This is a genomic window from Plantactinospora mayteni (assembly GCF_016862935.1).
GTDB lineage: Bacteria > Actinomycetota > Actinomycetes > Mycobacteriales > Micromonosporaceae > Plantactinospora > Plantactinospora mayteni.
Genome location: NZ_BONX01000007.1, coordinates 185,402 through 211,318 on the forward strand (window position 1 = coordinate 185,402; position 25,917 = coordinate 211,318).

Genomic DNA, 25,917 nt, shown 5'->3' on the forward strand with positions numbered 1-25,917 from the left:
AACTCCTCTCAGCCGACGAACTGGAGCCGGGAAACGAGCCAGGTGTCGGAGTCGCCTTCCCTGGTCAGGTCGACCTGGATCCGGTAGTGCGCGGGCCGCCCGTCCGGGGCGTTAACGTTCTTGACGGTCGCGTCCATCGCCACCAGTACCACCGCGTGGCGCCGGTCGCCGGAGAGCAGACCGGCGCGCAGCACCGTACCCCTCGACTCGACCTTGTTCTCCAGCACCGCCTCCCGCACCTTGGCCTGGCCCCGGACGAACTCCTCCTTGAACTCGCCGGTGGCGCCGGCCGTGATCCGCTGGAGGTCACCGTCCACGCTGGACGCGCTGACCGAGACGAAGTTGACTGTCGTCTGCCGTGCGGCGGCCAGGGCCTGCGCGTGGGCCCGCTCGACCGCCCGGTCCTCCCACCACCGGAAGCCGAAGACGCCGGCCAGGGCGAGTGCCGCACAGAGCGCGACGACGAGCGTGACCGTCGTCCCGAGCCGCCGACCCGCCCCCTTCCGCCCGGCCGCCCTCTCGTCGGTCGAGCCTGCCGCGTCGGTCGAGCCCGCCCTGCCACTCCTGGTCGTCCTGCGAGTGCTGCCCGTCCCGCCGCTCGTGCCCGCCTCGTCTGTCGAGCCCGCCTCGTCTGTCGTGCCCGCCTCGTCCCTCGCGGTCGCCTTGTCGGTCGTGGCCACCTCGTCCGTCGCGGTCGCCTCGTCCGTCGTGGTCGGGTTCGGGTCGTCCGTCGGGGTCGGCTCCCCGGTGTTCGGCGGCTTGTCGACCGGTTCCTGGTCGAGCCGCTCCAGGATCTCCTCCACCGGGTGCTTGACGGCCGGGAGCCGGCGGGTCACCGTACGCCGGGTCGCCGCTCGCCCACCCCGGCCCGGCTGCCGCGTCCCGTCGGCCGACCGGCGTGCCCCGCCGGCCAGGCCCCGTCCCTCGGCGGGTGCCTGCCGGGGGACGGCCGGAGTGCTCGGCTCGGCCGGTGCCGTGCCCTTTACCAGTTTCAACCTGCGTTCCTCACCGCTCGGCATCGGTCGGCTCCTCGGATCGGTCACGGCGCGAGGCCGGCGAGTAGGAGTTGCTTCCAGGACTGGTCACCGGCTAGCTGGTATTGCCCACCGGTCGAGCCGAACGAGAGCGGGCCGCCGGCCGGACCCAGCGCGACCCCGGTCGCGGGGTCGTAGCCGGCGACCGTGGCGGGGGAGACCGGCGGGGCGTCCTCGGCCGGCTCGTCCGACTCCGGCAGCGGCGACCCGTCGGGGCGCGGCGGCGCCGGGTCCGCGCCGCCGGGGCGGGGCGCCGCCGCGCTGCCCCGGACGCTGGAACCGCGGGCCGCCTCCGCCGACGTGCAGCGGGTGGAGCCGTCGTAGACGCAGGCAGGCGGGTCGGAGACGTTCACCACGAGTCCGAAGTGCACGGTACCGTCGCCGGGGGTGACGGTGAACGCGCCGTCCACCACCAGCGGATAGACCACCAGGAGTTGCTCGATGCCGGGCAGCCGCCGGGCGGCCACCCCGTTCACCGCGACCAGGTTGCCCAGCAGGGTACCGATCGACGGGTCCAGGTCGCGCAGCAGACCGACGAGTTCGGTGGCGGCTGCCGGCCCGTCGGCGAGGATCCGTCGCAGGTCCGGATCGGCGGCCCGTACCGTCTCGGCGAGCCGGGCCAGCCCGTCCGCCCAGCGGCGCAGCGCGGCGGCGGACTCCTGCTGGGTACGCAGCACCGTGCGCGCGTCCCGGATCAGCGTCACCGTCTCCGGCAGTCGTACGGTCGCCTCGGCCAGCAGTGCGCCGCTCGCGTCGAGGATCCGGCGCAGCGCCGCCTCGTTGCCCTCGAAGGCGACCCCCAGCTCGTCGATCACCACCGCCAGGTCGTCCGGGTCGATGGAGCGGACCAGCGCGTCCAGGTTGGCCAGCAGGGTCTCCGGGGCCAGCGGGGTGCCGGTGCGGTCCTGCGGGATCACCGAGCCGTCCCGCAGCCAGGGGCCGGAGTCGCGCTCGGGGCGCAGGTCGACGTACTGCTCACCGACGGCGGACCGTTGCGAGACCACCGCGCGCAGCGCGTCGGGGACTCGTACCCCCTGGTCCAGCCGGAGGGTGACCCGGACCGCCCCGTCGTGCAGGTCGACCGCATCGACCCGGCCGACCGGAAATCCCCGGTAGCTGACCGACGCGTTCGGGAAGATGCCCCCGGCGTCGGCGAAGTCGGCGTGCACCAGATAGCCGCGTCCGAGCAGCCGGTCGCCGAGCCCGACGTAGCGGACCGCGACGTAGCTGATCCCGAGCAGGCTGACCACCAGGAACGCGAGCACCTGGAGCCGGGCGGTACGTCCGATCACTACAGCAACCCCCCGCCGAGTATGTCGAGCAGCCCGCCGGTCCGCCCGTTCGTCGCCCCGTCCGGCGGCGGCAGCAGGCAGCCGGGGGAGAGGATGGTGCCCAGCGGCAGTTTGGTGCCGGGCGGGAAGATGGTGCCCGGCGGCACCACCCCACCGGGTGGCAACAGCCCGCCCGGCGGCAGCAGTGATCCGGGGCGGAGCAGTTCACAGTCCGGTGGCAGTTCGCACTCGGGCAGCAGTGGGGGCAGCCAGTCGATCGGCAGCAGCCCGCCGATCGGCAGACAGACCGGCGGCAGTACGCCGGGTAGTAGCGGACCGACCCCGCCCGGCCGCCCGTCGTCGCCGCCGGGGCGCTGCCCGCCGCCGGTCGCACCGGGGCGGTTGCCGCTGGCGCTGCCACCCGGCCGGGTCCCGCTCTTCGACGGCGGTGTGGCCACCGGCTTGGCCGAGAAGAGGTTCGACAGGATGGCGGCGGCGTCCAGGTCGGCGGTGACCGACAGGTTGATGTAGTCGCCGACGATCGCCCCGGTGACGTTCGGCGGGAACGGGTACGACAGCATGAAGTCGAGCGACTTCGGCAGCGCGTCGCCGGCCCGGACGAGCTGTTCGAGCGTCGGTTGCAGTGCCTTCACGCTCGCCACCAGGTCGGCCCGGCTCTCGGTGACCACCCGGGCGCCCACCCGACCCAGCTCGCCGAGCGCGGTCACCGCCTCGCTGAGCTGCTCCCGCTGCTCGGCCAGTACGGTCAGGCCGGGGTCGAGCGCGGCGAGCGCGTCCCCGATCACGGCGCGCTGCCGGGCCAGCCGATCCGTCAGCCGGTCCAACGCGTCCACCGCGCGGACCAGGTCCGCCTTCTGCCGGTCGAGCCCGGTCACGAAGGTGTCGAGTTGGCGCAGCGCGTCCCGGGCGGCCGGCTCCCGACCCTCCAGCGCGGCGGCGAGTTCCTGGTTGATCGTCTTGAGCTGGGCCAGCCCGCCGCCGTTGAGCAGCAGCCCGAGCGCGGCGAGTACCTCCTCGACCTCGGCCGACCGCTTCGTCCGGGCCAGCGGGATCACGGCGTCGTCGCCGAGTTGCCCGGCGGGCGGCTCGGTGACCGGGGCGGCCAGCGCGACGTACTTCTCGCCGAGCAGGCTGGTCTGCCGGACCGCGGCGGTGGCGTTGCCGGGCAGCGTCACGGTGCGGTCGATCCGGAGCCGGACCAGGGCGGTCCAGCCGCGCAGCGAGATCTCCCGCACGCTGCCCACGGTGACGTCGTTGACCTTGACGGCCGCCTGCGGCACCAGGTCGAGTACGTCGGTGAACTCGGCCGTGACCTGGTACGCCGGCCCGTCCGGCGCGCCGCCGGGCAACGGCAGGTCGGCCAGGTCCGGTACGCCGCAGCCGCTCACCCCGACCGTCACGACCACCAGCGCCGCGACCGCCCGGGTCAGCGCCCGCCAGCCCCGGAACCCGGCCTGCGGACGGGTCGGTGAAGACCTCGGCCGGTTCAACGGAGACCTCGCAGGATGCCGCCGAGCGTGCGGTCGAGCGACACCTCCGGCCCGGGTGCTCCCGGTTCGGCGCCTCCGTCGTCGGTGGCCGGCGGCTCCGGCGTCGCCGGTGCGGGCTTGCCGGACGGCGGCAGGTTGAGCAGCTTGCGCAGTTCCTCCGGGAGCGGGAGCCGCTTCAGGTCGAGGGTCTCGGCCAGCTCGAAGCAGCGCTTGGGCACGTTCGCCACCGGCAGCGCGTCGGCCAGGGTCGCGCAGACGTACGCGGCCGGGTCGTACGGGCCGAGCAGGTTGTCCCGGGTGTCCAGGGTGCCGGACCGGGCGTTGTAGGTCAGGTTCAGGTTGGAGAGCGTCAGCGGTGCCACGTCCAGGATCTTGATCAGCGCCTTCTGCTGCCGGACCAGCACGTTCGTCACGTTCGCCAGCCCGTCCACGTTGGACTTCAGGATCGCCCGGTTGTCCCGGACGAACCGGGTGACCTCGCCGAGCGCGGTCGCCAGGTTGCGCAGCGCGGCGGCCAGGTCGTCCCGTTCGGCGGCGAGCTGGGTGGCCACGTCGGCGAGCCGGGAGTTGAACGCCCGCACCTGCTGGTCGCTGCGGGCCAGCGCGGTGGTGAACCGTTGCAGGTTCGCCACCGTGCCGAAGAGGTCCTGCCGCCCCTCGGCGAGGGTGTCCAGCGCCTGGGAGAGCCCGTCCAGGGTGTCGTGCAGGTTGTCGCCGTTGCCGGCCAGGTTGGCCCGGGCGGTGCCGAGCAGGTTGTCCAGCGCGCCGTCGGCGTTGGCGCCGTCCGGCCCGAGCGCCCGGTTGAAGTCGTCGAGCGCCCGGTAGATGTCGTCGATCTCCATCGGCGCCATCGTCCGGTCCACCGCCAGTTCGGCGCCGTCGGGCAGCCGGGCACCGCCGGAGTAGGCCGGGGTGAGCTGGACGTACCTGTCGCTGACCAGGCTCGGCGGCACGATCACCGCCGACGCGTCGGCCGGTACGTCGTGCCGGGCGTCGTAGCGCAGCTCCAGCCGGACGGTACGCCCGGCCGGCGCGATCGAGACGACCTCACCGATCCGCACCCCGAGCACCCGTACGTCGGAGCCGGGGTGGATGCCGACCGCCCGGGTGAAGTGCGCGACGAGGCGCCGCTGTGGGGTGCCCGGATGCAGCACCACGAACGCGGCAGCGGCGGCCACCACCACGGTCACCCCGGCGGCGAGTAGTGCCCGCCGACGGTTCGGCGGAGCGAGGAATCCCGGCCGGCGCATCAGCGACCTCCCGTCGGCACGTACGGCTGGAGCAGCCCGCGAAGATAGGAGTCGAACCACCGGCCGTTGCCGAGCACGTTGGTGAACGCGTCCAGGAACGGCCCCATCGTCTGCAACGTCCGCTCCAGGTCGTCGCGGTTGCGTTGCAGGGTGGCCACCACCCCGCGCAACTGGCGCAGCGTCGGCTCCAGCGTGGCGCGGTTGTCGGCGACCAGTCCGGAGAGCTGGCTCGACAGGTCCCGGGTGCCGACCAGCAACTCGTGGATCGCGTCCCGCCGCCGGTGCACCTCGTCGAGCAGCAGGGTCCCGTCCGCGACCAGCCGGCGGAACTCCTCGTCCCGGTTCGCGAGTACGTCGGTGACGCTCCGGGCCCGCTCCAGCAGCTCGCGCAGCTCGGCGTCCCGGCTGGCGACCGTACGGGAGAGCCGGGAGAGCCCGTCCAGCGACGAGCGCACGCTGCCCGGTGTGTCGGCGAAGGTCTCCGCGAGGGTGGTGAACGCGGTCGCCAACTGCGCGGTGTCGATCTCGTCGAGCGTGCCGGCCAGCCCGGTGACCGCCTGCATCACGTCGAACGGCGACGCGGTGCGGTCCAGCGGGATCTCCGCGTCCTCGGCGAGCCGGCCCGGCCCGGCCGGGGCCAGCGCCAGGTACTTCTGGCCGAGTACGGTCTTGATCCGGATCGTCGCACCGGTCTCCCGGCCGAGCCGCAGCTCACCGTCGTCGATCCGGAACCGCACCCGGACGTACGGGCCGGTGCCGTTTCGGGCCAGGTCCACCTCGGTCACCTCGCCGACGCGTACCCCGGCGACCCGGACCTCGTTCCCCTCGGCCAGCCCGCTGGCGTCCCGGAACGCCGCCGAGTATGCCGGGTCGCGGAACGCGGAGATGTCGTCCAGCCGGAACGCCGTCAGCAGCAGGCCGGTCAGCACCACCAGCCCGATCGCGCCGACGGCGACGAGATTGCGCTCCCGGAACGGTTTCACCGGGCACCTCCTGATCCGGCGCAGCGGGCGGCCTGGGAACTGAACGTCGCCGGGTTGACGCCCTGCCCGCCCAGCGCCAGCCGGCCGTCGAAGTCGCAGACGAAGAGGTTGAGCCAGGAGCCGTGCGAGGCGACCCGGGTCAGCGCCTCGTAGCGCTCCGGCAGCCGGCCGAGGGTGCCGTCGATCACCGCCGCGTTCCGGTTCAGGGTGCCGGCGAGCTCGCCGAGTTCGGTCACGTCGGCGGCGAGCGCCGGCCGGGCGTCGGCGAGCAGCGCGGCGGTGCTGCCGGTGAGCTTGCCGAGGTTGACCAGCGCCGCGCCGATCGCCTCCCGGTCGCCGGCCAGCCCGGAGACGAACTGCTGCAACGACCGGATCGTCTGGTCGAGTTCGGCGTCCCGGGAGTCCAGCGTGGCCAGCACCGAGTTGAGGTTGGTCACCACCCGGCCGATCACCGCGTCCCGGTCGGCCAGGGTGTTGGTCAGCGAGGCGGTGTGCGCCAGCAGGCTGGAGACGGTGCCGCCCTCGCCCTGGAGTACCTGGATGATCTCGTACGCCAGCTTGTTGACGTCCTCCGGGGTCAGCGCGGTGAAGAGCGGCCGGAACCCGTTGAAGAGTGTGGTCAGGTCGAGGGCCGGGGTGGTCTGGCCGATCGGGATCAGCCCGTCCGGGCGCAGCGGCGGGCCGCCGCCGGGGCCTTCGGCGAGTGCGACGTACCGCTGGCCGATCAGGTTGCGGTAACGGATCTTCGCCTGCACCGTGCTGCGGAGCGGCACCTCCTCGGTCAGCGTCAGGGTGACCTCGGCGACGGTGTCCTGCACCACCCGGATCCGGTCGACCTGGCCCACCCGGACCCCGGCGATCCGGACGTCGTCCCCGGGCAGCAGCCCGGTGACGTCGGTGAACCGGGCCCGATAGCTGGTGCCGCCGAACGAGAACGACCCGAGCGCCTGACCGAGCATCCCGGTGAGCAGCAGCGTCACCGCGGCGAACACGACCAGCTTGACCAGCGGCCCGACCGGTACCCGCCTCATTTGACGTTCACCACCGCTCCGCGCAGCAGCGGACCCCAGAGCAGTACGGCGATGTCGGGTACCTGCACCGGCAGGGTGTCGGTGGCGGCCCCGATGATCGGCTTGAGCAGGTTCTGCTCCTCCTCGGTGCCGGCGGAGCCCATCGTCGGCGGGTTGCCGGCGGCCGGTGTTGCACCGGTGGTGGTGGCGGTGCCCGCCGGGGGCTTGCCGACCGGCAGCTTGACCGGGCCGGGGCGGGAGCCGCCGTGGTCGTAGCCGTCCTCGATCCGCACCTCGGGCGCCGGTGGCGTCGGGTTCGGCAGTTCCCGGCACTGCGGGCCGGTCGAGGCGCCGTACACCGGGTCGTCCCGGCCGGGCTGGTAGGCGCCGTTGTCCCGGGTGACCTCCAGGGTCACGTGCATCCGGCCGTTCCGGAACACCTCCTCGGCCAGCGGCTGCGCCCCGACCAGCCCCTGCATCAGGCACGGATATTCCGGTGCGTACGCGGCCAGCAGCTCCAGCACCGGCCGGCCCAGCTCGCCGAGCCGGATCACCTGGTCACCGTGCCGGCCCAGGAACAGCCGGCCCACGTCGGCGGCGTCGGTGGCCTCGGCGAGGAAGGCGGCGAGCTGGGTGCGCTGGTCGGCGACGGTGCGTGCGGTGGGGGTGACGTCCCGGAGGATGGCCAGCAGGTCCGGCAGCGCCGCGTCGTAGGAGTCCAGTACCGCCGCGAGCCGCCGGACGTCCTCGGTGAGCGTTGGCAACTCCCGGTTGAGTTCGGTGAGATAGCCGTCGAGCGTCTCCAGGGTCTGCCCGAGCTGCTCGCCGCGCCCGTCGAGCGCGGTGGCCAGCGCCGCCAGCGTACTGGCCAGCTTGTCCGGCTGGATCGACTGGAGCAGCGGGAGCGCCTCGTCGAGTACCCGTTCCAGCTCGACGCCGTTGCGGCTGCGGTCCTGGTCGATCACCGCGCCCGCCCGCAACGGACCGGCGGTGGAGTCGGCCGGGGCGACCAGTGCCACGTACCGCTCGCCGAAGAGGGTCTTCGGCAGCAGCCGGGCGGTGACGTCGGCGGGTATCTGCCCGATCCGGTCCGGGTCGAGCGCGAGCCGCAGCCGGGCCCGCGCCCCGTCGCTGCCGATCTCGCGTACGTCGCCGATCGGCACCCCGCGCAGCTTCACCTCGGCGCCGGGACTGAGCTGCATCCCGGTCTGCGCGGTGTAGAGGGTCACCCAGGAGACCGGGGTGAAGACCTTGCGGTATTGCAGGACGGCCAGCGACAGCCCCGCGCCGAGCAGCACGACGAAGACGAAACCGAGGACGCGCCGGCCCAGCGGCGACCCGCGACGCTCCATGCTCATCCGTTCACCCCGCGATCCGGACGGTCGTGGTCGCGCCCCAGATGGCCAGCGACAGGAAGAAGTCGACGATGTTGATCGCCACGATGGCGGTACGCACGGCCCGGCCGACCGCCATCCCGACCCCGGCCGGCCCGCCGCTGGCGTGGTAGCCGTAGTGGCAGTGCACCAGCACCACGATCACGCTGAACACCAGTACCTTGCCGAACGACCAGAGCACGTCGACCGGGGGCAGGAAGAGGTGGAAGTAGTAGTCGTAGGTGCCCGCCGACTGTCCGAAGTAGAAGACGGCGATGGCTCTGGTGGCCAGATAGCTCGACAGCAGGCCGATCACGTAGAGCGGGATCACCGCGACGAAACCGGCGATCATCCGGGTGGTGACCAGGAACGGCAGCGACGGCACACCCATCACCTCCAGGGCGTCGACCTCCTCGGAGATCCGCATCGCGCCGAGCTGGGCGGTGAAGCCGGAGCCGACCGTCGCCGACAGCGCCAGCCCGGCGACCAGCGGCGCGATCTCCCGGGTGTTGAAGTAGGCCGAGATGAACCCGGTGAACGCGCTGCTGCCGAGCTGGTCGAGCGCCTGGTAGCCCTGGAGCCCCACCTCGGTGCCGGTGAAGAAGGTCAGGAAGCAGATCACCCCGACCGTGCCGCCGGCGACCGCGAGCGCGCCCCGGCCGAAGCTGATCTCGGCGAGCAGTCGCACCACCTCGCGGCGGTAGCGGCGCAGCGCCCGTGGCGTCCAGGCGAACGCCCGCAGGTAGAAGGCGAGTTGCCCGCCGAGGTTGTCCAGGGTACGCAGCACCGGCCCTCACATCCCCCGCTGTGGCACGAGCTGGAAGTAGACCGCGGTGATCACGAAGTTCAGCGCGAAGAGCAGCATGAAGGTGAGTACGACGCTCTGGTTGACCGCGTCGCCGACCCCCTTCGGCCCACCCTTCGCCGTCATCCCGTGGTACGACGCCACCAGTGCCGCCACCGCACCGAAGAGCACCGCCTTCACCTCGCCGACGGCCAGGTCGGAGAGCTGCCCCAGCGCCTGGAAACTCGCCAGGTAGGCCCCGGGGGTGCCGCCCTGCATCACCACGTTGAAGAAGTAGCCGCCGGCCACCCCGACGACGCTGACCAGCCCGTTGAGCAGCGCCGCGACCAGTGCGGCGGCGACGATCCGGGGCGCGACCAGCCGGTGCACCGGGTCGATGCCGAGCACCTCCATCGCGTCCAGCTCCTCACGGATCTTCCTGGCGCCGAGGTCGGCGCAGATCGCCGAGCCACCCGCCCCGGCGATGATCAGCGCGGTCACGATGGGACTGGCCTCGCGTACCACGCCGAGCACCGAGGCCGCGCCGGTGAACGACTGGGCGCCGAGCTGGCGTACCAGGGAACCGAGCTGTAGCGCGATCACCGCACCGAACGGGATCGCCACCAGCGCGGCCGGCAGGATCGACACCGAGCTGATGAACCACGCCTGCTGCACGAACTCGCGGACCTGGAACGGCCGCCGGAACAGCCCACGCAGCGCGTCTAGGCAGAAGGCGAAGAAATAGCCGGTGCCGCGCAGCCCGGCGGTGGCCCGGGTCGGGCCGCCCCGCCCGCCGCCGGCCTGACTGTCGCCAGCCTGGCCGGTGCCGGTGCCGGTGCCGGTGCCGGTGCCGGCGTGGCTCGGATCGGCGTGGCTCGGATCGGCGTGCCGGGCGCCGGTCGGGCGGCTCACCTGAGCGCCTCGGTCGGTTGCCAGACGCTGCCCTGCACGCCCCGGAACGAGCCGGCCGGCGGTGTGACGCCGTGCTCCTCGCACCACCGGCCCGGCGGCTGCTCGGCGGCGCGGGGTCGCCCGTCGGAGGGGGCGAGCTGCAACGGGATCGGCGGCAGCGGCGGCAGCTCCACCCCCGCCTCGGCCTCGGCCCGCAACTCGTCGGAGTCCTTCTCCTCGGCCATCCCGATCGGGCCGATCCGCTGCGCGTTGAGGAACTGCCGGACGACCGGCTCGGTGCTGGAGAGCAGCATCTCGCGCGGCCCGAACATCGCCAGGTGGCCGTGGTAGATCAGCCCGATGTTGTCCGGCACCGTACGGGCGGTGTTGATGTCGTGCGTGACGATCAGGAACGTCGCCCCGGTCTGCTGGTTGAGGTCGATGATGAGCTGGTTGAGATAGGCGGTGCGGACCGGGTCGAGCCCGGAGTCCGGCTCGTCGAAGAGGATGATCCGCGGGTCCAGCACCAGGGCCCGGGCCAGCCCGGCGCGCTTGCGCATCCCGCCGGAGATCTCGCCCGGCAGCTTCCGTTCGGCGCCGAGCAGCCCGACCATCTCCAGCTTCTCGTGCACCACCGCCCTGACCTCGGACTCCGACTTGCGGGTGTGCTCGCGCAGCGGAAAGGCGACGTTGTCGTAGATGTTCATCGAGCCGAACAACGCGCCGTCCTGGAACAGCACACCGAAGAGCTTGCGGACCTCGTAGAGGGCGCGTTCGGAGAGCCGGGGCAGGTCCTGGCCCTCGATCCAGATCGCCCCACGATCCGGCTTCAGCAGCCCGACCAGCGTCTTGAGGAACACCGACTTGCCGGTGCCGGACGGGCCGAGCAACACCGAGATCTCGCCCGCCGGCAGGGTCAGACTGACGTCGGACCAGACAGGTTGCCCGCCGAAGGACTTCGTCAGCCCCTCGACCCGTACCTCGACGCCCATCCGCGCACCCGCCCGCCGCAGCTCCCGGTGGACCGTCCGTCCACCGCCGTCTCTGGTGGACATCGCGCCGGGCACCCCGCGCGTAACAGCGATGGCCGGTAATTCTTCGACCACTTTCCGTGGGTACGACGCCGAGGTGTCCCGCCGCCGCGTCGGCGAACCGGCCCCCGCCGGTGGTGCGATCCGGCGGCTCCCGCTACGGTGCGGTTAACCCGCCGGTAACCCAGGCGTGGTGCCGGACGAAGGTGTGGCCCCGACGAAGGTGCGACCGCATACATGACCGCAGCACCCGAGACAGATCTCGTCGCACGCGCGGCTCGACGCGACCCCGAGGCGACGGCGGCCCTGCTCACCGAGGTCCGCCCCGGTCTGGTCCGATACTGCCGGGCCCGGCTCGGCCGGATCGGCGGCGCGTACGCCACCGCCGACGACGTGGCCCAGGAGGTCTGTCTGGCGGTACTCCGGGCGCTGCCCCGCTATCGGGACCAGGGCCGGCCGTTCTCCGCCTTCCTCTACACCATCGCCGCGCACAAGGTCGCCGACGCGCAGCGGGCCGCCATCCGCGACTCGGCCGCCACCATCGACGGTCCGCTGCCGGACGAGCCGGACGCCGAACCCGGTCCCGAGCAGCGGGCCGTCGCCACCGACCTGGCCCGGCGGCTCTCCGCGCTGCTGGCCCGGCTGCCCGAGGTGCACCGGGAGATCGTGCTGCTCCGGGTGGCGGTCGGCCTCACCGCCGACGAGGTCGGTCTGATCGTGGGGATGTCGGCCGCCGCGGTCCGGGTGACCCAGTCCCGCGCGCTCGCCCGGCTCCGTACGCTGGCCGGCACCGCCCTGGACGAGGTCGCCGCATGAGTACGCTGCGAAGCGGAGCAGAGCGAGACGACGGTACGGAAGCGCGCGGCGACGCCGTACCGGGGCGGGATGGGACGTTGACCGGCCGGGACGGCGAGTCTGGATGGGATGCCGAGCGGGAATCCGCGCGCCGGTCCCCGGACCAGCCGGACCAGCCGAACCGGCCCACCGACGACCTCGATCCGCACCTCGGTCCGACGGCCGACATCGATCCGGCCGTGGTCGCGGCGGACGACCTGCTGCTCGACACGTTGGGGCGGGCAGAGTCGGCGCCCGGTGACGACCCGCTGGCCGGGCTGCTCACCGCCTGGCGGGCGGAACTCGACGACGACCTGCCCGCGTTCGACCTCGCCGCCGCGCTCGCCCGGACGATGCCTGGCCAGGTCGGCGAGCGCGACCACGCACCGCCCGACCCGGCGCTCGGCCGGACGGCGGCACCGTTCGCCGGATCCCGGAAGCCTCGGGCGGACGAGTCGGAGCCGGTCGACCCGATCGAGGGATCCGGCCCGGACGGCATCCGCGCACCACGTCCGGCGGTCCCCGGCCGTCGACCCCGTCCCTGTGCTTCCGCGAGCCGATCGCCGGCCGGGCGCCCCGGAACCGGCCCGTCGGACTCCGCGCGCGACGCCTTCGGTCGACCGGACAGGTCCCGCCCACCGCTGCGCCCCGGCCGGCTCGTCCGCCGACTCGTCCTGTCCAGCGTGGTCGGTGTCGTGCTGACCGCCCTGCTCGGCCTCGGCGTCAACCACGCGGGACCGACCAGCCCGCTCTGGCCGGTCGCGGCGGCGGTCTATCCGGACCGGTCCGCGGTCCGCGCCGCCGAGCACACCATCCAGCTCGCCCGGGACGCGGTGGCGGAGCGCCGCTACGCCGAGGCACGCGCGGAACTGGATCGGGCGGCCGTCCAGGTGTCGGAGATCCGGGACCGGGCGGAGGCGGGGCGGCTGCGTACCGAGGTCGAGTGGATCCGGCGCGGACTGCCCGGTTCGGCGGACCGGTCCGAGGCGCCTACCGGCGAGCCGCCGACGTCGGTCCGGCCGGTGCCGACGACACCGGCTGCGGGGCGTACTCCTGCTCCGGCGCGTACCCCGGGCGACGCCGCACCGCCTACGGCGCGGTCCGGTCCGGCACAGCCGGCACCGGCGAGCCCATCTGACCGACAACTGCTGCCGCTACCCCTGCTGCCGTCGCTGCTGCCGTCCGGGCTGCCGCTGCTGCCCAGCGGCGGCTGTGTGCTGCTCTGCCCACCCGACTGACGCGCCCTCCGGCACGACCGGGCTCCGCTCGACGCCAGCCCTCATCGTTGACCACGTTCTGCCCAGCGGACTGACGGACCGGCCGCTCGCGGCGGGACGGATCGAGCGGCGGCGGTAGGCTGACGGACAGTGGCGGGATCGCCGCCCGACGCATCCGACGACCTGGTACGGAGGATGGCGATGGACCAGGCAACGTCGCTGCGCTCGCCGGCCCGGCCCGGCATCCGATGGCTACTGGCCGCGCTGCTGCTCGCGGTGGCGGTCGGCGCCCTGCTGCTGTTCCTGCCGGTCGTGACCGGCGTGCAGAGCAGCACCCTCGGCAACGGTCCGAACCCGATGATCGAGGTCCGCGAGGTACGGCAGAGCCTCGTGCAGGCCGAGGGGTGGGGCGTGGCACTGCTGTTTCTGGTGCCGGTGCTGTTCTGCGCGATGCCGCTGCTCGGCACCGGGGCCGCCCGGCTACCGCTGGCGATCGCCGCCGTGGTGCTGCTCGGGCTGGGTGTGCTGGTGAGCCTCGCCTCGCTCGGACTCTTCTACCTGCCCAGCCTGGTACTGCTGGTGGTGGCCGCCGTACGGATGTCCAGGAGAGCCGCCGCGCCGGCCAGTTGACCGGGTGTCGCCCGAGTCGGCGGGCGCGTTCCTCCGGAAACCCGAGTTGGCGGGCGCGTTCTTCCGGGCAGCAGACGGCGCCCATGGTCTCCGACCTGGGCGGTAGGCAGCAGTGTGGCGCGGCGGCCATCGGCCGCCGCGCCACCGGGGCGAGTGCCTCGGCGTTGTCGGGTCAGTCCGCGCCCCGGAACACCGGCGGCACCACACCCCACCCCACACCCAGGGTCAGCCGGTCGCGCAGCTCGCGGTGGGTGTGGTGTTGTTGCCGTTCTTGTAGAGCGTGATACCGAAGTTGTTGCCGCTGCCGTTCGGGCGTGCCGTGAGAGTGCCGCTGGTGCCGCTGATCGACGCGTTCCAACTGTTCTGGAGGCTCTGGCTGCCGTTCGTGCGAATGGTGACGACCCAGTTGCTGGCGCCGCTGACCGAGAAGGTCGTGTTGAACCGGTCGCTCCACTCGTCGGCCCGGCTCACGCTGACCGTGCAGCCGCCGCCACCGGGGGGCGGGGTGGTGGGGTTCGGGTTGCCGCCGCCGCCTTCCTGGACGGTGATGTCGGAGCTTCCCTGGCTCTGGTAGCCCTCGGTGGCCATGACCTGGTACGCCCAACTGCTGCCGAGGTTCAGGCCGGCGCGGGCCCAGGCGTCGAAGTGGTTGGCGGTGGTGATGGTGCCACTGCTCCGCTTCTGCTGGCGGACGCTCCAGAACTGGTAGAACGTGGCGGTGCCGTCGATCGACGGCTGGTTGACCCGCTGGCTGCGGAGGATGTCGTAGGTGCCACCGTCGGTGGTGACGGTACCCATCCGGGTGGCGCCGCTGCTCGGGTTGTAGCTGCCGAAGTTCTCCACGACGTAGTACTCGATGAGCGGGTTCCGCGTCCATCCGTACAGGGCGAGGTAGGTGTTGTTGTTGCCCGGGTTGTAGGTGCCCGAGTAGCTGACCGTCCGGCGACTGCCGGTGGCCCAGCCCTTGCCGCCGACCCAGTTGTTGGTGCTCCTACTCCACGAGCTGGAGTACCGGCCGTTCTCGCGCAGCACCATGCAGGCGTCGCCACTGTCCTTCCAGAACGAGAAGTAGTACCCGTTGTGCGAGCCGGTGGTGTTCGAGCAGACCTGCCGGTCGGCCTCGGCGTACGCGCTGGGGGCCAGCGCCGTGCCGCTGACCGCCAGCGCCACGGCGCAGGCGGCACCGAAGAGCAGCCGGATGCGGCGCTTGCTCGGTCTGGCGGGGGTGTGGTGCGTGTCGTTCATCTAGCTGCTTCCTCCTCGTGGTGGCTGGCGGGGGCCAGCGGCGCGGTACGACCCGGCAGGGCTGTCAGCTCCCGGCAACGGGCACCGGGACGTCGGCGTCGCACGGCGCGGTGGTGGTGGACCGGTCGCCGCGCGGTCGACGACCGGAGGGAGCGGATCGTGGTGGCGAACCATCGACAGACGTTGAGGGCTGTCGATGGCGTCAGTATTGGCCCGGCTCCGTCCACATGTCAACGCTTCCCGGAAACATTGCGGAAACCTTTTCTTGGTGGCGATTTACGAGGAGGTTGTTTTAGCTGGTGAGTGCGTTGCCTAACCGGTCCAGGTGGCGCCTCGCCGATCAGAGTGCCCGCCGGATGCCCGAGATCCGGAACGGCGTGACCGAAAGTTGCGGAGATCTTCCGGACCATGTCCCGGGCCCGTGGCCGGGCCCGTGGCCGTGGGCGGGGCCGTGGCCGTGGGCGGGGCCGTGGGCGTGGGCGGGGAGCAACTCGCGGGTGGCGGACGGTCGCCACCCGCGAGCGCTCGTCGGGGGCCGGTGACCTGTCGGCTCAGCCCCAGTTCTGCGGGGCCTGCTGCCGGGTGGTGACGTTGATCCGGTTGAAGAGGTTGGTGGTGGCGATCCAGAGCACCAGGGCCGAGAGTTCCCGCTCGTCGAAGTGCTTGGCCGCCTCCGCCCAGATCTCGTCCGGCACGGCGTCGGCCTGGTCGGCCAGCCGGGTGGCCGCCTCGGACAGGGCCAGCGCCGCGCGCTCGGCGTCGGTGAAGTAGGGCGTCTCCCGCCAGACCGCCACCGCGAAGAGCCGGTCGTCGGTCTCGCCGTTCTTCTTCGCGGCCCGGGCGCCGGCGTCCACGCACGGCCCGCACCCGTTGATCTGGCTGGCCCGCAGGTGTACGAGTTCCAGCGTCGACGCCGGCAGTCCGACCGAGTGGGTCTCCTTGTAGAGCAGGTTGATCGCCTTGACCGCCTCCGGCAGGAGGGCGGCGGGGTTGGTGATCCGTGGCTCCGGCATGACTTGTCTCCCTTACGATCTTGATGTTGACCGGCGTCGCTGGCTGTCACACCGGTCCGTCTTCGTCCGTCGCTGTGTTGACGAACCCCGGGAGTGCGCTGTGACGAAGGTGGCATAGCTCACAATGCGGGCAAGAACGGCGAAGTGAGGGCTCTACCGTGAGTGAGAAGGACCTGCTGGCCGACCGGTTCGAGGCGAACCGGCCACAGTTGCGCGCCGTGGCGTACCGGATGCTCGGGTCGTCGGCCGAGGCGGACGACGCGGTCCAGGAGGCGTGGCTGCGGCTGAGTCGGACCGACACCAGCGAGGTCGACAACCTCGGCGCCTGGCTGACCACCGTGGTCGGCCGGATCTGCCTGGACATGCTCCGATCCCGTGGCTCCCGCCGTGAGGACTCCCTCGAGGCCCGTACCGTCGAGCCGGTCGCGGCCCTCGAGCAGGACGACCCGGAGCGGGAGGCGATGCTGGCCGACTCGGTCGGGCTCGCCCTGCTGGTCGTGCTGGAGACCCTCACCCCGGCCGAGCGGCTCGCCTTCGTCCTGCACGACCTCTTCGCGGTCCCCTACGAGGAGATCGCCCCGATCGTCGGGCGTAGCCCAGCCGCGTCCCGGCAGCTCGCCAGCCGAGCCCGCCGCCGGGTCCAGGCGGATGCCACCACCCCCGAGGCGGATCTGCCGCGCCAGCGGGAGATCGTCGACGCCTTCCTCACCGCCGCGCGTGGTGGCGAGGTCACCACGCTGCTCACCCTGCTCGACCCGGACGTGGTCGTCCGGGCCGACAGTGCCGCCACCCGGTTGGGCGGTACCGCCGCCGAGATACGCGGCGCGGAGCGGGTCGCCGGCTTCTTCGCCGGCCGTGCCCGGGGTGCGCGGACGGCCGTCGTCGATGGTGTCCCGGGTGCCGTGGTGGTGGTGCAGGGCCGGATCCGGATCGCCATCAGCTTCATCGTCGGCAACGGCCGGATCATCGGCATCGACGCGGTCGCCGACCTGGAGCAGTTGCGCGAACTCGACATCACGATGGTGAGCGACTGATCGCCGCCCCGGCCCAGCCCAGCCCGCCTTGCCCACCCTCGGTCTGGTCGGGTCTGGTCGACGGTCCGGTCTAGTCCGGTCCGGTCCGGGCTCGCCCGGCGGCGGCTCCGGGTGGCTGGGCCGGGACCGCCGCTCCGGTCAGGTCCGCCCGGCGGCCTCGTCGTGGCGGCGCCGGGCGGCGCGGACGTCGTCGCGGTGCACGCTGGCCCACTCGTCGAGCGCGACCAGCGGCACCAGCAGGGTACGACCGAGTTCGGTCAGCGCGTAGTCGACCCGGGGCGGGACACTGGCGTGCACCGTACGGCTGACCAGGCCGTCCCGGGCCAGCGCGCGCAGGGTGAGCGTCAGCATGCGCTGGCTGATGCCGTCGATGGCCCGGTGCAGCTCGCTGAATCGGTGGGTACCCCGACCGAGCAGCACCACGACCAGCACGCTCCACTTGTCGCCCACCCGGTCGAGTACCTCGCGGACCGGGCAGTCGCCGTCGGCGTCCGGGGTGAAGGGCACACGGGTGTGCGTTGCCGACATGGAAGTGCCTCCTTACCGCTGGCATCATAGTGACGCACAATTGGGTTACTAACAAGGAGTAACTAGGGAGCCCTGATGAGTCTGACCAGGTCGGAGGCGGAATTGTCGGGCGCCGGGTCGGCTGCCCGACCGGCCGCCGAACCGGACGTGTCAGGTGACGAGCCGACAAAGCCCGCACCGCTTCCGGCGGTCCCGGGTCTGGTGATGATCGCCGCCGGCGAGGACGCCCCGGTGTGCTCGGACGGAACCTGCCGGTAGAACGAGGAGAAGATTCAGTGCAACTCGAAGTGTGGTCCGACATCGTCTGCCCTTGGTGCTACCTCGGGAAGCGGCGCCTGGACACGGCACTCGGGCAGTTCGAGCACGCCGACGAGGTCGAGGTCGTCTGGCGCAGCTTCCAACTCGACCCGTCGTACCCCAAGGGGGAGCCCCGACCGGTGCCGGAGGCGCTACGGGAGAAGCTCGGCGCCTCGTCGGCCCAGGTCGCCGCGATGCAGGGGCACGTGACCTCGCTCGCCGCCGAGGAGGGGCTGGACTACCACCTCGACCGGTCGATCATGGCGAACACCTTCGACGCGCACCGGCTGACCCACCTGGCCCGGGAGCACGGGCTCGGCACGGAGATGCACGAGCGGCTGATGCGGGCCAACCTGATCGAGGGGGAGAACGTCGACGACTCCGAGACCCTGGTCCGGCTCGCCACCGAGGTCGGGATACCAGCCGAGGCGGCCCGCCGGGTACTGGCCGGCGACGAGTACGCCAAGGACGTCGATGCGGACATCCGGCAGGCCCGGGCGTTCGGCGCGAACGGGGTGCCGTTCTTCGTGCTGGACCGCAAGTACGGCATCTCCGGCGCGCAGCCGACCGAGGCGTTCCTCTCCGCCCTGCGTACCGCCCACCAGGACTCGGCGGCCGGCGCCCGCTGACCCGGTCGGCGCTGTTCAGGTCGACGTGTCCACTGTGCGAGGTCGGGTCCGGTCGGCGGTGGCCGGCCGGATCCGACCCGAGGGGATCGACTAGGGTCACCCGGCATGGGCGCTATCAAGCCGTGGCATCTGCTGACCCTCCTCTGCGTCGTGTCGCTCGCCGTCGTGGTGGCCGGCGCGGCCTGGTTCGCCATGCGGCGCCGTTGACCGCAGCCGACGCGCCACAGCAGCCGACCGCTTCCCGAGCCCGGTCGCGCGGCCGATGCCGGAGGCCCGACGCGCCGACGCGGAGTGCACCGCCAGGGCGTTGGTCGTCACGATGACGGCGATTCCCGCCCACTCGTGCGGTGCGAGGAGTTGACCGAGGATCACGATGCCGGCCAGCGCGGCGAGTACCGGGTGCACGCTCATGAACACCCCGAAGAGTCGGGCCGGGACGGTACGCAGCGCGACCAGGTCGGCGGCGTACGGCACGACCGAGCTGAGTACGCCCGCCGCGACCGCGTAGAGGATCGCGGTACCGTCCAGGCGCCCCCGGGCGAGCAGGACCGCCGCGACCGGCAGGTAGAGCGTCGCCGACACCAGGGTCGCCGCGGCCGGCGCCTCCAGACCCGGCAGGCGGGTGCCCAGCAGCCGGTTGAGCAGGATGTACGCCGCCCAGCACGCCGCCGCGAGCAGCCCGAGCCCGACGCCGAGGTAGTCGCTGGCCGGGCCGGGCAGGACCAGGACGTACACGCCGAGGCAGGCGCCGGCCGCGCAGAGCAGGTCGAGCCGGGTTCGTGAGCCGGCCAGCGCGACGGCGAGCGGACCGAGGAACTCCAGGGTGACGGCCAGGCCGAGCCCGATCCGGTCGATCGCGGTGTAGAGGCTGAGGTTCATCGTCGCGAAGACCAGCCCGAGCAGCAGCGTCGGCCACCACTGCGGCCAGGTGAAGCGGCGCAGGTTCGGCCGGGCCACCGGCCACAGCACCGCCGCCGCGACGAACTGCCGTACGGCGACGACACCGGCCGGGCCGAGCGTGCCGAACGCGTGCGCGCCCAGCGCGGCCCCGACCTGGTTGCTCGTACCGCTGCCGATCATCGTGGCGATTCCGCGCAGCATCGACCCGCGCCTCGGGCCGGCCGGTGCGGACGTGGCCCGGTCGGCGGGTCCGCCCGTGCTCTCGGTGGTCATGGCTTCAGTGTCGGCGCCGCCGATCGATGCGAGAAATGCACCGGCAGTCGCAGCTATACGCTGGGCGTATGGATGTCGCTGCGGGTACGGATGTGCAGGTGCGTCAACTCCGGGCCCTCGTCGCGGTGGTCGACGCCGGCACCTTCACCGACGCGGCTGCCGTCCTCGGGGTCTCCCAGGCGGCCGTCTCGCGCTCCGTCACCGCGCTGGAGGCCGCGCTCGGCGCCCGCCTGCTGCAACGGACCACCCGCAGCGTCTCGCTCACCGTCACCGGCAGCCGCGTGCTCGCCGGTGCGCGCCGCGTCCTCGACGAGGTCGCCCACCTGCGACGGATCGTCGAGGAGTCCCGTACCGAACTGCGGGTCGGCTACGCCTGGGCGGCGCTGGGCAAGCACACCCGGCGGCTCCAGAAGACCTGGCTCGCCGCCCATCCCCGGGTGCCGCTCGTGTTCGTGCACTCCAACACCCCGACCGGCGGACTCAGCGAGGGTACCGCCGACGTCGCCGTGATCCGCCGGCCCCTGACCGATCGCCGCTTCGACACCGCCCTGGTCGGGGTGGAGGCCCGGTACGCCGCCGTGGCCACCGACAACCCGCTGGCGCGGCGACGATCGGTGCGGATCGCCGACATCGTCAGGTACACCGTCGCGATCGACAGCCGTACCGGCACGACCACGCCCGCGCTCTGGCGGCCGGGCGCGGCGCCGCCGGCGATCCGTACCACGCACGGTGTCGACGAATGGCTGACCCTCATCGCCGCCGGGCAGGCCGTCGGCATCACCTCGGAAGCCACCGCCAACCAGAACCCCAGGCCCGGGGTGGCCTACCGCGCCGTCCGCGACGCGCAGCCGATCCCGGTCTGGCTCGCCTGGTGGAAGGACGACCCGCCCGCCCAGCTCAGCGAACTCGTCAACCTGACCTGCGAGGTCTACCGCGCCGGTCGCCCTGCACGGGGTCAGCTCGACCGCAACCCGAGTTAGGTCGCGGCACCGGGATCAGGCGGGCGGAAAGTCGAACTCGCCGTCCTTGGCGCCGGCGCCCCGCTACCTCATCCACCTCCCCGCGACCAGCGCCGACCTCGCCGGGGCGGTCGACCTGGCGTACGCGCTCGCCCGGTCGCTCGGCTTCCTGCCGGAGATCGACGCGGGGGAGACCACGGTCTGCGCGGAGGACGCGCCGCACGTACGCCATCGGGTCTGTTGTGACCTGCTGGTGCCCGGTGGCCAGCGCTGCGGCCTGCGGACCGACCACGACGGAGACTGTGCCGCCGAGCCTGCGGACGGTCAGCTCTCCGGCAGCGGTGGCAGCGGGCCGACGATCCGCTCGTAGGTCCGGGCCAGCCCGTCGATCAGGGCGTCCAGGCCGAGCGCGAAGGCACCCTCGTCGACGCTCTGCTGGTGCTCCGCGAGCCGGTGCGCCTGGCCGAGATGCGGATAGCGGGCGGCGTAGAGCCGCGGGTCCTCGACGAAGCCCCGGGCGAACGAGCCGAGTGCCGAACCGGCCACGAAATAGCGCATCAGCGCGCCGATGTGGGTGGCCCGGGCTGGTGGCCAGCCGGCCTTCACCAGCCCGCCGTAGACGGCGTCCGCCATTGCCAGCGCCGCCGGTCGCCGCCCCGGCCCCTGCGCCAGGTACGGCACGATGTTGCTGTGCGCGGCCAGCGCCTGCCGGTAGGAGTGCCCCCACAGCCGCAGTGCGTCCCGCCAGTCGTGGCTGGCGAAGTAGGAGACGTCGACCTCTGCCGTGATGGCGTCGGCTACCGCGTCGAGGATCTCGTCCTTGTTCGCGAAGTGGTTGTAGAGCGACGGGCCACGCACCCCGAGTACGGCCGCGAGCCGGCGGGTGGAGAGCGCCTCCAGCCCCTCGGCGTCGACGAGCGCGGCGGCGGCGTCGACGATCCGCTGCCGGCTCAACAGGGCCTGGCGGGGTCGCGGCATGCTCGGTCGCCCTCCTTCTCGGTGGCCTGGATCCGCTCCGATGCCGGCTCGGTGGCCTGGATCCGCTCCGATGCCGGACGCGTCCGGCGTCCGGCTCGCTGGCGGACCGGGCTCGTCCGGTGTCCGAACTCGCTGGCAGATCGGACTCGTCCGGTGTCCGGGCCGGCCGGGGGACTGGCGCGGAAAAACTTCCAGCGCTAGTTTAGCGGGCAACGGCCGGGACACCGCCGGCCCGGGTGTCCGGAGGGGGCGCTTCGCTTCGAGGAAGCCCGCCAGGTCACCCGTTATCCACCAGCGAGGAGTGCAACGTGGGCAGATTCGCCGACCGGGTCGCCGTGGTCACCGGGGCGGCCCAGGGGATCGGGGCGGCCACCGCGCGGCGGTTGGCCGCCGAGGGCGCCACCGTGGCCGTCGTGGACCTGGCCGTCGAGCGGGCGCGGCAGACCGCCGACGAGATCGTCCAGGCCGGCGGAAAGGCCAGCGGGTACGGCTGCGACGTCACCGACGGCGCGGCGGTGGCGGCCACCTTCGACGAGGTCGTCGCGGCGTACGGCCGGCTCGACGTACTGGTGAACAACGCCGGGATCACCCGGGACAACCTGCTGTTCAAGATGCCGGCCGACGAGTGGGACGCGGTACTCACCACCAACCTGACCAGCATGTTCCACTGCTGCCAGGCGGCACAGCGGCACATGGTGCCGGCGAAGTACGGCCGGATCGTCAACCTCAGCAGCCGCTCCGCGCTCGGCAACCGGGGCCAGGTCAACTACGCGGCGGCCAAGGCCGGGGTGCAGGGGCTCACCGCCACCCTCGCGATCGAACTCGGCCCCTTCAACATCGGCGTCAACGCGGTCGCGCCGGGCTACATCGCCACCGCGATGACCGCGGCCACCGCCGAGCGGGTCGGTGCCACCCCGGCCGAGCACCAGAAGTACGCGGCGGAGCAGACCCCGCTGCGCCGGGTCGGCCAGCCGGAGGAGGTCGCCGCGGTGATCGCCTTCCTGGCCAGCGACGACGCCTCCTACGTCAGCGGCCAGACGCTCTATGTCAACGGTGGTGCGCGCTAACTCGAGAGGAGGACGGATGGACTTCTCGCTCGGTGACGAGGAACGGGCGATCCGGGACACCGCCCGGGCCTTCATCCGCAACGAGGTGATGCCGCTGGAGCCGGAGGTACTGCGCCGGGAACGGGCCCACCAGCCCGGGCTGCACCGCGACGAACTGCGGGAACTCCAACGCAAGGCGAAGGCGTTCGGCTTCTGGGGCCTGGACACCCCGGAGGAGTACGGCGGGATGGCGCTGCCCGCCGTCACCCAGTCGCTGATCTGGACGGAGATCGGGCGCAGCTTCGTACCGTTCCGGTTCGGCGGCGAGGCGGACAACATCCTCTTCGAGGCCGACCCGGCGCAGCGGGCGGAGTTCCTGGTCCCGACCATCGAGGGTGAGCGGGTCTCCTGTTTCGCCATCACCGAACCGGGCGCCGGCTCGGACGTGGCCAACATCCGGCTGCGGGCCCGGCGCGACGGCGACGACTGGGTACTGAACGGCGAGAAGACATTCATCACCAACGGCAACGACGCGGACTTCGCCATCGTCGTCGCGGTGACCGACCCGGAGCGGAAGGTGCACGACGGCGGCGCGACCGCGTTCCTGGTGGACCGGGCGATGGGCTGGACGTCCGCACCCATCCAGACGATGGGGGAGGGCGGGCCAGCGTCGCTGGTATTCGACGACGTACGCGTGCCGCACCGCAACATCCTCGGCGAGCTGGGCCAGGGCTTCAGCCTCGGCATGCGCTGGATCGGCAAGGGACGTTACCTGATCCCGTCGCACGCCCTCGGCATCGCCGAACGCGCCCTCGGGATGGCGATCGACTACGCCAACACCCGGGAGACCTTCGGCAGGCCGATCGGCGCCAACCAGGCGATCCAGTGGATGATCGCGGACTCGGAGACCGAGCTGGAGGCGGCCCGCTGGCTGGTGCTCCAGGCCGCCTGGACGGTCGACGCCGGGCGCGACTCCCGACACGCCAGCTCGATGGCGAAGCTCTACGGCGCGGGCATGGTCAACCGGGTGGTCGACCGGGTGATGCAGATCCACGGTGGCATGGGCTACACCCGGGAGCTGCCGATCGAACGCTGGTACCGGCAGGTCCGGCTGCTGCGCATCTTCGAGGGCACGGACGAGATGCAACGACTGATCATCTCGCGGGACCTGCTCCGCGGTTACACCAAGCTCGGAGGGCACCTGGGATGAGGACGTTCGCCTCGTTGACGGAACTCGCCGGGGCGGTCGGCGAGCAGTTCGGCCCCGGCCCGTGGCACCGGATCGAGCAGGACCGGGTGAACGCGTTCGCCGACGCGACCGGCGACCACCAGTGGATCCACGTCGACCCGGAGCGGGCGGCCACCGGCCCGTACGGCACGACCGTCGCGCACGGTTTCCTCACCCTCTCCCTGCTGCCGGTGCTGGTACGCGACCTCTACCGGGTCGAGGGGATCCGGATGGGGATCAACTACGGGCTGAACCGGGTGCGGTTTCCGGCACCGCTGCGTACCGGTGACGCGGTCCGGGTCAGCGCCGAACTGCTCCAGGTCGATCCGGTACCCGGCGGCGGGGTGCAGGTGACCATCCGGGTCACCGTCGAGCCGGAACGGGGTGGCAAGCCGTGCTGCGTCGCCGAGACGGTCACCCGGCTCTACACGGAGGAGGAGCCCGGCTGACCCAGACGCTCCCGACGCAGTCTTGTACAGTCGTACTAGTACTTCTGTACAAGACCGATCGGAGGATGTTGTGGTGGCGTACCTTTTCCTGTTCGCGGCGATCGGTGCCGAGGTCTTCGCGACCAGTACTCTCAAGGCGACCCACGGGTTCACCCGGCTCTGGCCGACGGTGGCCTGCCTGGCCGGCTACGTGGTCTCCTTCGCGGCGCTCTCCCAGGCGATCCGACAGGTACCGGTCGGCGTCGCCTACGCCATCTGGTCCGGCCTGGGTACGGCGGCGATCGTCGCCATCGGCGCGACCTTCCTCGGTGAGCCGGTCACTCCGGCCAAGATCGCCGGGATCGGCCTGATCGTCGCCGGGGTCGTGGTGCTCAACGTCGGAGGGGGAGTGGCGCATTGACCGACCGTCGACCCGAGCGCGGACGGGGACTGACACCGTGACCGCCCGTCGCCCGCAGCGCAGCCGCGACCCGGAGGGCCGCCGCGCGGCACTGGCCACCGCCGCCATCGAAGTGATCGCCGAGGTGGGCATCGCCCGGACCACCCATCGGGCGGTCGCGGCCCGGGCCGGCCTGCCGCTGGGCGCCACCACCTATTACTTCCCGAGCCTGGACGACCTGGTCGCCGCCGGTCTGGCCGTGGCCACCGAGGCGCTCGGCGCCGAGCTGCGCTCCTGGGCCGAGCGACTCGACACCGCCGAGGACCTTCCGGGCGCCCTGATCGGGCTGGTCGAGGCATACCTGACGGACCGGCGGCGGGCCCGGCTGGAGTACGACCTCTACCTCGCGGCGGCCCGCGATCCCGCGCTGCGTCCGCTCGCCGAAGGCTGCCTGCACGGCTTCCGTGACCTGCTGGAACCGAGGCTCGGCCCCGAGGCGGCCCGGGTCGTCGTCGCGCTACTGGACGGGGCGATGCTCCAGGCCCTGGTCACCGACACCGACCTCGACGGCCCGGCCCTGACCGCCGCGATCCGCCGCCTCCACCCCCGCTGATCCCAACCTGCCGTCCGGAGCCACCCGTAGACACCCGGGCGCGTCAAGATTCATGGCGAACTGTGGTTCGCCCGGCGCCCCAACTCGCCAAGAATCTTGGGCGCCTGGCGCCGGCGGCGGCGGTCAGGGCGTTGGGCGGTCGCGTTTCGGCAGCTTGGCGACGACCGCGGAATAGGAGGCGTCGACCGCCTCCCGTAGCTCGTCGTCGGGGATTCCGGCACCGAGCCGCAGGCTGTTCCAGCCGGACCGGCCGATGTAGGCCAGCGCCGAGGCGTCGTCCGGAAACCGGTGCAGCCACTCGTCGGCCACCTCCCGGTTCGGGCCGCACTTGAGGCCGACGCTGGACCGTGACTCCTGGCCGAGGAAGGCGAAGATCTTCGGCCCCACCTTGACCACCACGTCGCCCTCCCACGGCTCGTCCTGCCAGGCGCCCGGCTTGGCCAGGCAGTAGGCGAGCATCTCGGCCCAGGTCACCGGCGTCCTCCCTGCGGATTGGTCGTCCCATCTTGACAGACGACCTAGCCTCG

28 protein-coding genes are annotated in these 25,917 nt (G+C 72.4%); 12 read left to right on the top strand and 16 right to left on the bottom strand.

The window, feature by feature from the left end:
- Positions 1-8: 8 nt before the first annotated feature.
- Genes Pma05_RS06570 through Pma05_RS06615 form a run of 10 tightly spaced genes read right to left on the bottom strand, consistent with a single transcriptional unit; the run spans position 9 to position 11,162 of the window.
- Positions 9-1,019, bottom strand: coding sequence for an Rv1363c family protein (locus Pma05_RS06570; protein ID WP_203856383.1), 1,011 nt, complete (start codon positions 1,017-1,019; stop codon positions 9-11).
- 20 nt (positions 1,020-1,039) lie between these two features.
- Entirely contained in the window at positions 1,040-2,326 is a 1,287-nt protein-coding gene (locus Pma05_RS06575) for an MCE family protein (protein WP_203856384.1), read from the bottom strand.
- The gene (locus tag Pma05_RS06580) at positions 2,326-3,816 is read right to left on the bottom strand and encodes an MCE family protein (protein ID WP_239311791.1); all 1,491 of its coding nucleotides are present in this window, start codon (positions 3,814-3,816) and stop codon (positions 2,326-2,328) included. Before Pma05_RS06580 ends, Pma05_RS06575 begins: the two co-directional genes overlap by 1 nt.
- Positions 3,813-5,066, bottom strand: a complete 1,254-nt coding sequence (locus tag Pma05_RS06585) for an MCE family protein (protein WP_203856385.1) — start codon at positions 5,064-5,066, stop codon at positions 3,813-3,815. Before Pma05_RS06585 ends, Pma05_RS06580 begins: the two co-directional genes overlap by 4 nt.
- Positions 5,066-6,049, bottom strand: coding sequence for an MCE family protein (locus Pma05_RS06590; RefSeq protein ID WP_203856386.1), 984 nt, complete (start codon positions 6,047-6,049; stop codon positions 5,066-5,068). Before Pma05_RS06590 ends, Pma05_RS06585 begins: the two co-directional genes overlap by 1 nt.
- On the bottom strand, positions 6,046-7,080 hold the full coding sequence (locus tag Pma05_RS06595; RefSeq protein WP_203856387.1) for an MCE family protein: 1,035 nt from the start codon (positions 7,078-7,080) through the stop codon (positions 6,046-6,048). The genes Pma05_RS06590 and Pma05_RS06595 overlap by 4 nt, the downstream gene beginning before the upstream one ends.
- Positions 7,077-8,417: an MCE family protein gene (locus tag Pma05_RS06600; protein ID WP_203856388.1), complete on the bottom strand. Its 1,341-nt coding sequence runs from the start codon at positions 8,415-8,417 to the stop codon at positions 7,077-7,079. Before Pma05_RS06600 ends, Pma05_RS06595 begins: the two co-directional genes overlap by 4 nt.
- Before the next feature lie 4 nt (positions 8,418-8,421).
- Positions 8,422-9,219, bottom strand: coding sequence for an MlaE family ABC transporter permease (locus Pma05_RS06605; RefSeq protein ID WP_239311793.1), 798 nt, complete (start codon positions 9,217-9,219; stop codon positions 8,422-8,424).
- 6 nt (positions 9,220-9,225) lie between these two features.
- The gene (locus Pma05_RS06610; RefSeq protein WP_239311795.1) at positions 9,226-10,128 is read right to left on the bottom strand and encodes an MlaE family ABC transporter permease; all 903 of its coding nucleotides are present in this window, start codon (positions 10,126-10,128) and stop codon (positions 9,226-9,228) included.
- Positions 10,125-11,162: an ABC transporter ATP-binding protein gene (locus Pma05_RS06615; protein ID WP_275414650.1), complete on the bottom strand. Its 1,038-nt coding sequence runs from the start codon at positions 11,160-11,162 to the stop codon at positions 10,125-10,127. Before Pma05_RS06615 ends, Pma05_RS06610 begins: the two co-directional genes overlap by 4 nt.
- A gap of 213 nt (positions 11,163-11,375) precedes the next feature.
- On the opposite strand from Pma05_RS06615, the gene shbA reads away from it, so the two are divergent.
- The 3 genes from shbA to Pma05_RS06630 all read left to right on the top strand — a co-directional run bounded on the left by shbA (position 11,376) and on the right by Pma05_RS06630 (position 13,819).
- Positions 11,376-11,954 carry an RNA polymerase sigma factor ShbA gene (shbA, locus tag Pma05_RS06620; RefSeq protein ID WP_203856389.1) on the top strand — a complete coding sequence of 193 codons (579 nt, stop codon included), beginning with the start codon at positions 11,376-11,378 and terminating at the stop codon, positions 11,952-11,954.
- Positions 11,951-13,210, top strand: a complete 1,260-nt coding sequence (locus tag Pma05_RS06625) for a hypothetical protein (RefSeq protein WP_203856390.1) — start codon at positions 11,951-11,953, stop codon at positions 13,208-13,210. Before shbA ends, Pma05_RS06625 begins: the two co-directional genes overlap by 4 nt.
- Before the next feature lie 180 nt (positions 13,211-13,390).
- Positions 13,391-13,819: a hypothetical protein gene (locus Pma05_RS06630; RefSeq protein ID WP_203856391.1), complete on the top strand. Its 429-nt coding sequence runs from the start codon at positions 13,391-13,393 to the stop codon at positions 13,817-13,819.
- 225 nt (positions 13,820-14,044) lie between these two features.
- Here Pma05_RS06630 and Pma05_RS06635 read toward each other — a convergent pair whose 3' ends face one another.
- Both Pma05_RS06635 and Pma05_RS06640 read right to left on the bottom strand, forming a co-directional pair.
- Positions 14,045-15,064, bottom strand: a complete 1,020-nt coding sequence (locus Pma05_RS06635) for a glycoside hydrolase family 11 protein (protein ID WP_203856392.1) — start codon at positions 15,062-15,064, stop codon at positions 14,045-14,047.
- A gap of 551 nt (positions 15,065-15,615) precedes the next feature.
- A complete protein-coding gene (locus Pma05_RS06640) occupies positions 15,616-16,077 on the bottom strand; it encodes a carboxymuconolactone decarboxylase family protein (RefSeq protein WP_203856393.1) in 462 nt (153 codons plus the stop codon).
- Between the two features lie 158 nt (positions 16,078-16,235).
- Between Pma05_RS06640 and Pma05_RS06645 the strand changes: the two genes are divergently transcribed.
- Positions 16,236-17,111, top strand: coding sequence for a sigma-70 family RNA polymerase sigma factor (locus Pma05_RS06645; protein WP_203856394.1), 876 nt, complete (start codon positions 16,236-16,238; stop codon positions 17,109-17,111).
- A 138-nt stretch (positions 17,112-17,249) separates the two neighbouring features.
- Here the strand turns inward: Pma05_RS06645 and Pma05_RS06650 are convergent, their stop codons facing one another.
- Entirely contained in the window at positions 17,250-17,639 is a 390-nt protein-coding gene (locus Pma05_RS06650) for a winged helix-turn-helix transcriptional regulator (protein WP_203856395.1), read from the bottom strand.
- A gap of 275 nt (positions 17,640-17,914) precedes the next feature.
- On the opposite strand from Pma05_RS06650, the gene Pma05_RS06655 reads away from it, so the two are divergent.
- Positions 17,915-18,565 (top strand): DsbA family oxidoreductase, encoded by a 651-nt coding sequence (locus Pma05_RS06655; RefSeq protein ID WP_203856396.1) that lies wholly within the window; start codon positions 17,915-17,917, stop codon positions 18,563-18,565.
- Between the two features lie 96 nt (positions 18,566-18,661).
- On the opposite strand, the gene Pma05_RS06660 is transcribed toward Pma05_RS06655, so the two are convergent.
- Positions 18,662-19,738 (bottom strand): EamA family transporter, encoded by a 1,077-nt coding sequence (locus tag Pma05_RS06660; RefSeq protein WP_203856397.1) that lies wholly within the window; start codon positions 19,736-19,738, stop codon positions 18,662-18,664.
- A 68-nt stretch (positions 19,739-19,806) separates the two neighbouring features.
- Between Pma05_RS06660 and Pma05_RS06665 the strand changes: the two genes are divergently transcribed.
- Together Pma05_RS06665 and Pma05_RS06670 are read left to right on the top strand one after the other, a co-directional pair.
- Positions 19,807-20,718 carry a LysR family transcriptional regulator gene (locus tag Pma05_RS06665; RefSeq protein WP_203856398.1) on the top strand — a complete coding sequence of 304 codons (912 nt, stop codon included), beginning with the start codon at positions 19,807-19,809 and terminating at the stop codon, positions 20,716-20,718.
- Between the two features lie 46 nt (positions 20,719-20,764).
- On the top strand, positions 20,765-21,067 hold the full coding sequence (locus Pma05_RS06670; protein ID WP_203856399.1) for a hypothetical protein: 303 nt from the start codon (positions 20,765-20,767) through the stop codon (positions 21,065-21,067).
- Here the strand turns inward: Pma05_RS06670 and Pma05_RS06675 are convergent.
- On the bottom strand, positions 21,022-21,675 hold the full coding sequence (locus Pma05_RS06675) for a TetR/AcrR family transcriptional regulator (protein ID WP_203856400.1): 654 nt from the start codon (positions 21,673-21,675) through the stop codon (positions 21,022-21,024). The genes Pma05_RS06670 and Pma05_RS06675 overlap by 46 nt on opposite strands.
- A 308-nt stretch (positions 21,676-21,983) precedes the next feature.
- Between Pma05_RS06675 and fabG the strand changes: the two genes are divergently transcribed.
- The 5 genes from fabG (at position 21,984) to Pma05_RS06700 (ending at position 25,390) form a co-directional block, all read left to right on the top strand.
- Positions 21,984-22,742, top strand: coding sequence for a 3-oxoacyl-ACP reductase FabG (gene fabG, locus Pma05_RS06680; RefSeq protein WP_203856401.1), 759 nt, complete (start codon positions 21,984-21,986; stop codon positions 22,740-22,742).
- A gap of 16 nt (positions 22,743-22,758) precedes the next feature.
- The gene (locus Pma05_RS06685) at positions 22,759-23,931 is read left to right on the top strand and encodes an acyl-CoA dehydrogenase family protein (protein WP_203856402.1); all 1,173 of its coding nucleotides are present in this window, start codon (positions 22,759-22,761) and stop codon (positions 23,929-23,931) included.
- A complete protein-coding gene (locus tag Pma05_RS06690; protein WP_203856403.1) occupies positions 23,928-24,398 on the top strand; it encodes a MaoC family dehydratase in 471 nt (156 codons plus the stop codon). Before Pma05_RS06685 ends, Pma05_RS06690 begins: the two co-directional genes overlap by 4 nt.
- A 73-nt stretch (positions 24,399-24,471) precedes the next feature.
- The gene (locus Pma05_RS06695) at positions 24,472-24,798 is read left to right on the top strand and encodes a DMT family transporter (protein ID WP_203856404.1); all 327 of its coding nucleotides are present in this window, start codon (positions 24,472-24,474) and stop codon (positions 24,796-24,798) included.
- A 37-nt stretch (positions 24,799-24,835) separates the two neighbouring features.
- The gene (locus Pma05_RS06700; RefSeq protein ID WP_203856405.1) at positions 24,836-25,390 is read left to right on the top strand and encodes a TetR/AcrR family transcriptional regulator; all 555 of its coding nucleotides are present in this window, start codon (positions 24,836-24,838) and stop codon (positions 25,388-25,390) included.
- A gap of 123 nt (positions 25,391-25,513) precedes the next feature.
- On the opposite strand, the gene Pma05_RS06705 is transcribed toward Pma05_RS06700, so the two are convergent.
- The gene (locus Pma05_RS06705) at positions 25,514-25,864 is read right to left on the bottom strand and encodes an MmcQ/YjbR family DNA-binding protein (protein WP_203856406.1); all 351 of its coding nucleotides are present in this window, start codon (positions 25,862-25,864) and stop codon (positions 25,514-25,516) included.
- Positions 25,865-25,917 lie beyond the last annotated feature (53 nt).

Coding starts and splice junctions, on each gene's coding strand:
- Pma05_RS06570 (WP_203856383.1), bottom strand. CDS start 1,019: ATGCCGAGCGGTGAGGAACGCAGGTTGAAACTGGTAAAGGGCACGGCA.
- Pma05_RS06585 (WP_203856385.1), bottom strand. CDS start 5,066: ATGCGCCGGCCGGGATTCCTCGCTCCGCCGAACCGTCGGCGGGCACTA.
- Pma05_RS06595 (WP_203856387.1), bottom strand. CDS start 7,080: ATGAGGCGGGTACCGGTCGGGCCGCTGGTCAAGCTGGTCGTGTTCGCC.
- Pma05_RS06600 (WP_203856388.1), bottom strand. CDS start 8,417: ATGAGCATGGAGCGTCGCGGGTCGCCGCTGGGCCGGCGCGTCCTCGGT.
- Pma05_RS06615 (WP_275414650.1), bottom strand. CDS start 11,162: ATGTCCACCAGAGACGGCGGTGGACGGACGGTCCACCGGGAGCTGCGG.
- shbA (WP_203856389.1), top strand. CDS start 11,376: ATGACCGCAGCACCCGAGACAGATCTCGTCGCACGCGCGGCTCGACGC.
- Pma05_RS06625 (WP_203856390.1), top strand. CDS start 11,951: ATGAGTACGCTGCGAAGCGGAGCAGAGCGAGACGACGGTACGGAAGCG.
- Pma05_RS06630 (WP_203856391.1), top strand. CDS start 13,391: ATGGACCAGGCAACGTCGCTGCGCTCGCCGGCCCGGCCCGGCATCCGA.
- Pma05_RS06635 (WP_203856392.1), bottom strand. CDS start 15,064: ATGAACGACACGCACCACACCCCCGCCAGACCGAGCAAGCGCCGCATC.
- Pma05_RS06640 (WP_203856393.1), bottom strand. CDS start 16,077: ATGCCGGAGCCACGGATCACCAACCCCGCCGCCCTCCTGCCGGAGGCG.
- Pma05_RS06650 (WP_203856395.1), bottom strand. CDS start 17,639: ATGTCGGCAACGCACACCCGTGTGCCCTTCACCCCGGACGCCGACGGC.
- Pma05_RS06660 (WP_203856397.1), bottom strand. CDS start 19,738: ATGACCACCGAGAGCACGGGCGGACCCGCCGACCGGGCCACGTCCGCA.
- Pma05_RS06665 (WP_203856398.1), top strand. CDS start 19,807: ATGGATGTCGCTGCGGGTACGGATGTGCAGGTGCGTCAACTCCGGGCC.
- Pma05_RS06675 (WP_203856400.1), bottom strand. CDS start 21,675: ATGCCGCGACCCCGCCAGGCCCTGTTGAGCCGGCAGCGGATCGTCGAC.
- Pma05_RS06685 (WP_203856402.1), top strand. CDS start 22,759: ATGGACTTCTCGCTCGGTGACGAGGAACGGGCGATCCGGGACACCGCC.
- Pma05_RS06690 (WP_203856403.1), top strand. CDS start 23,928: ATGAGGACGTTCGCCTCGTTGACGGAACTCGCCGGGGCGGTCGGCGAG.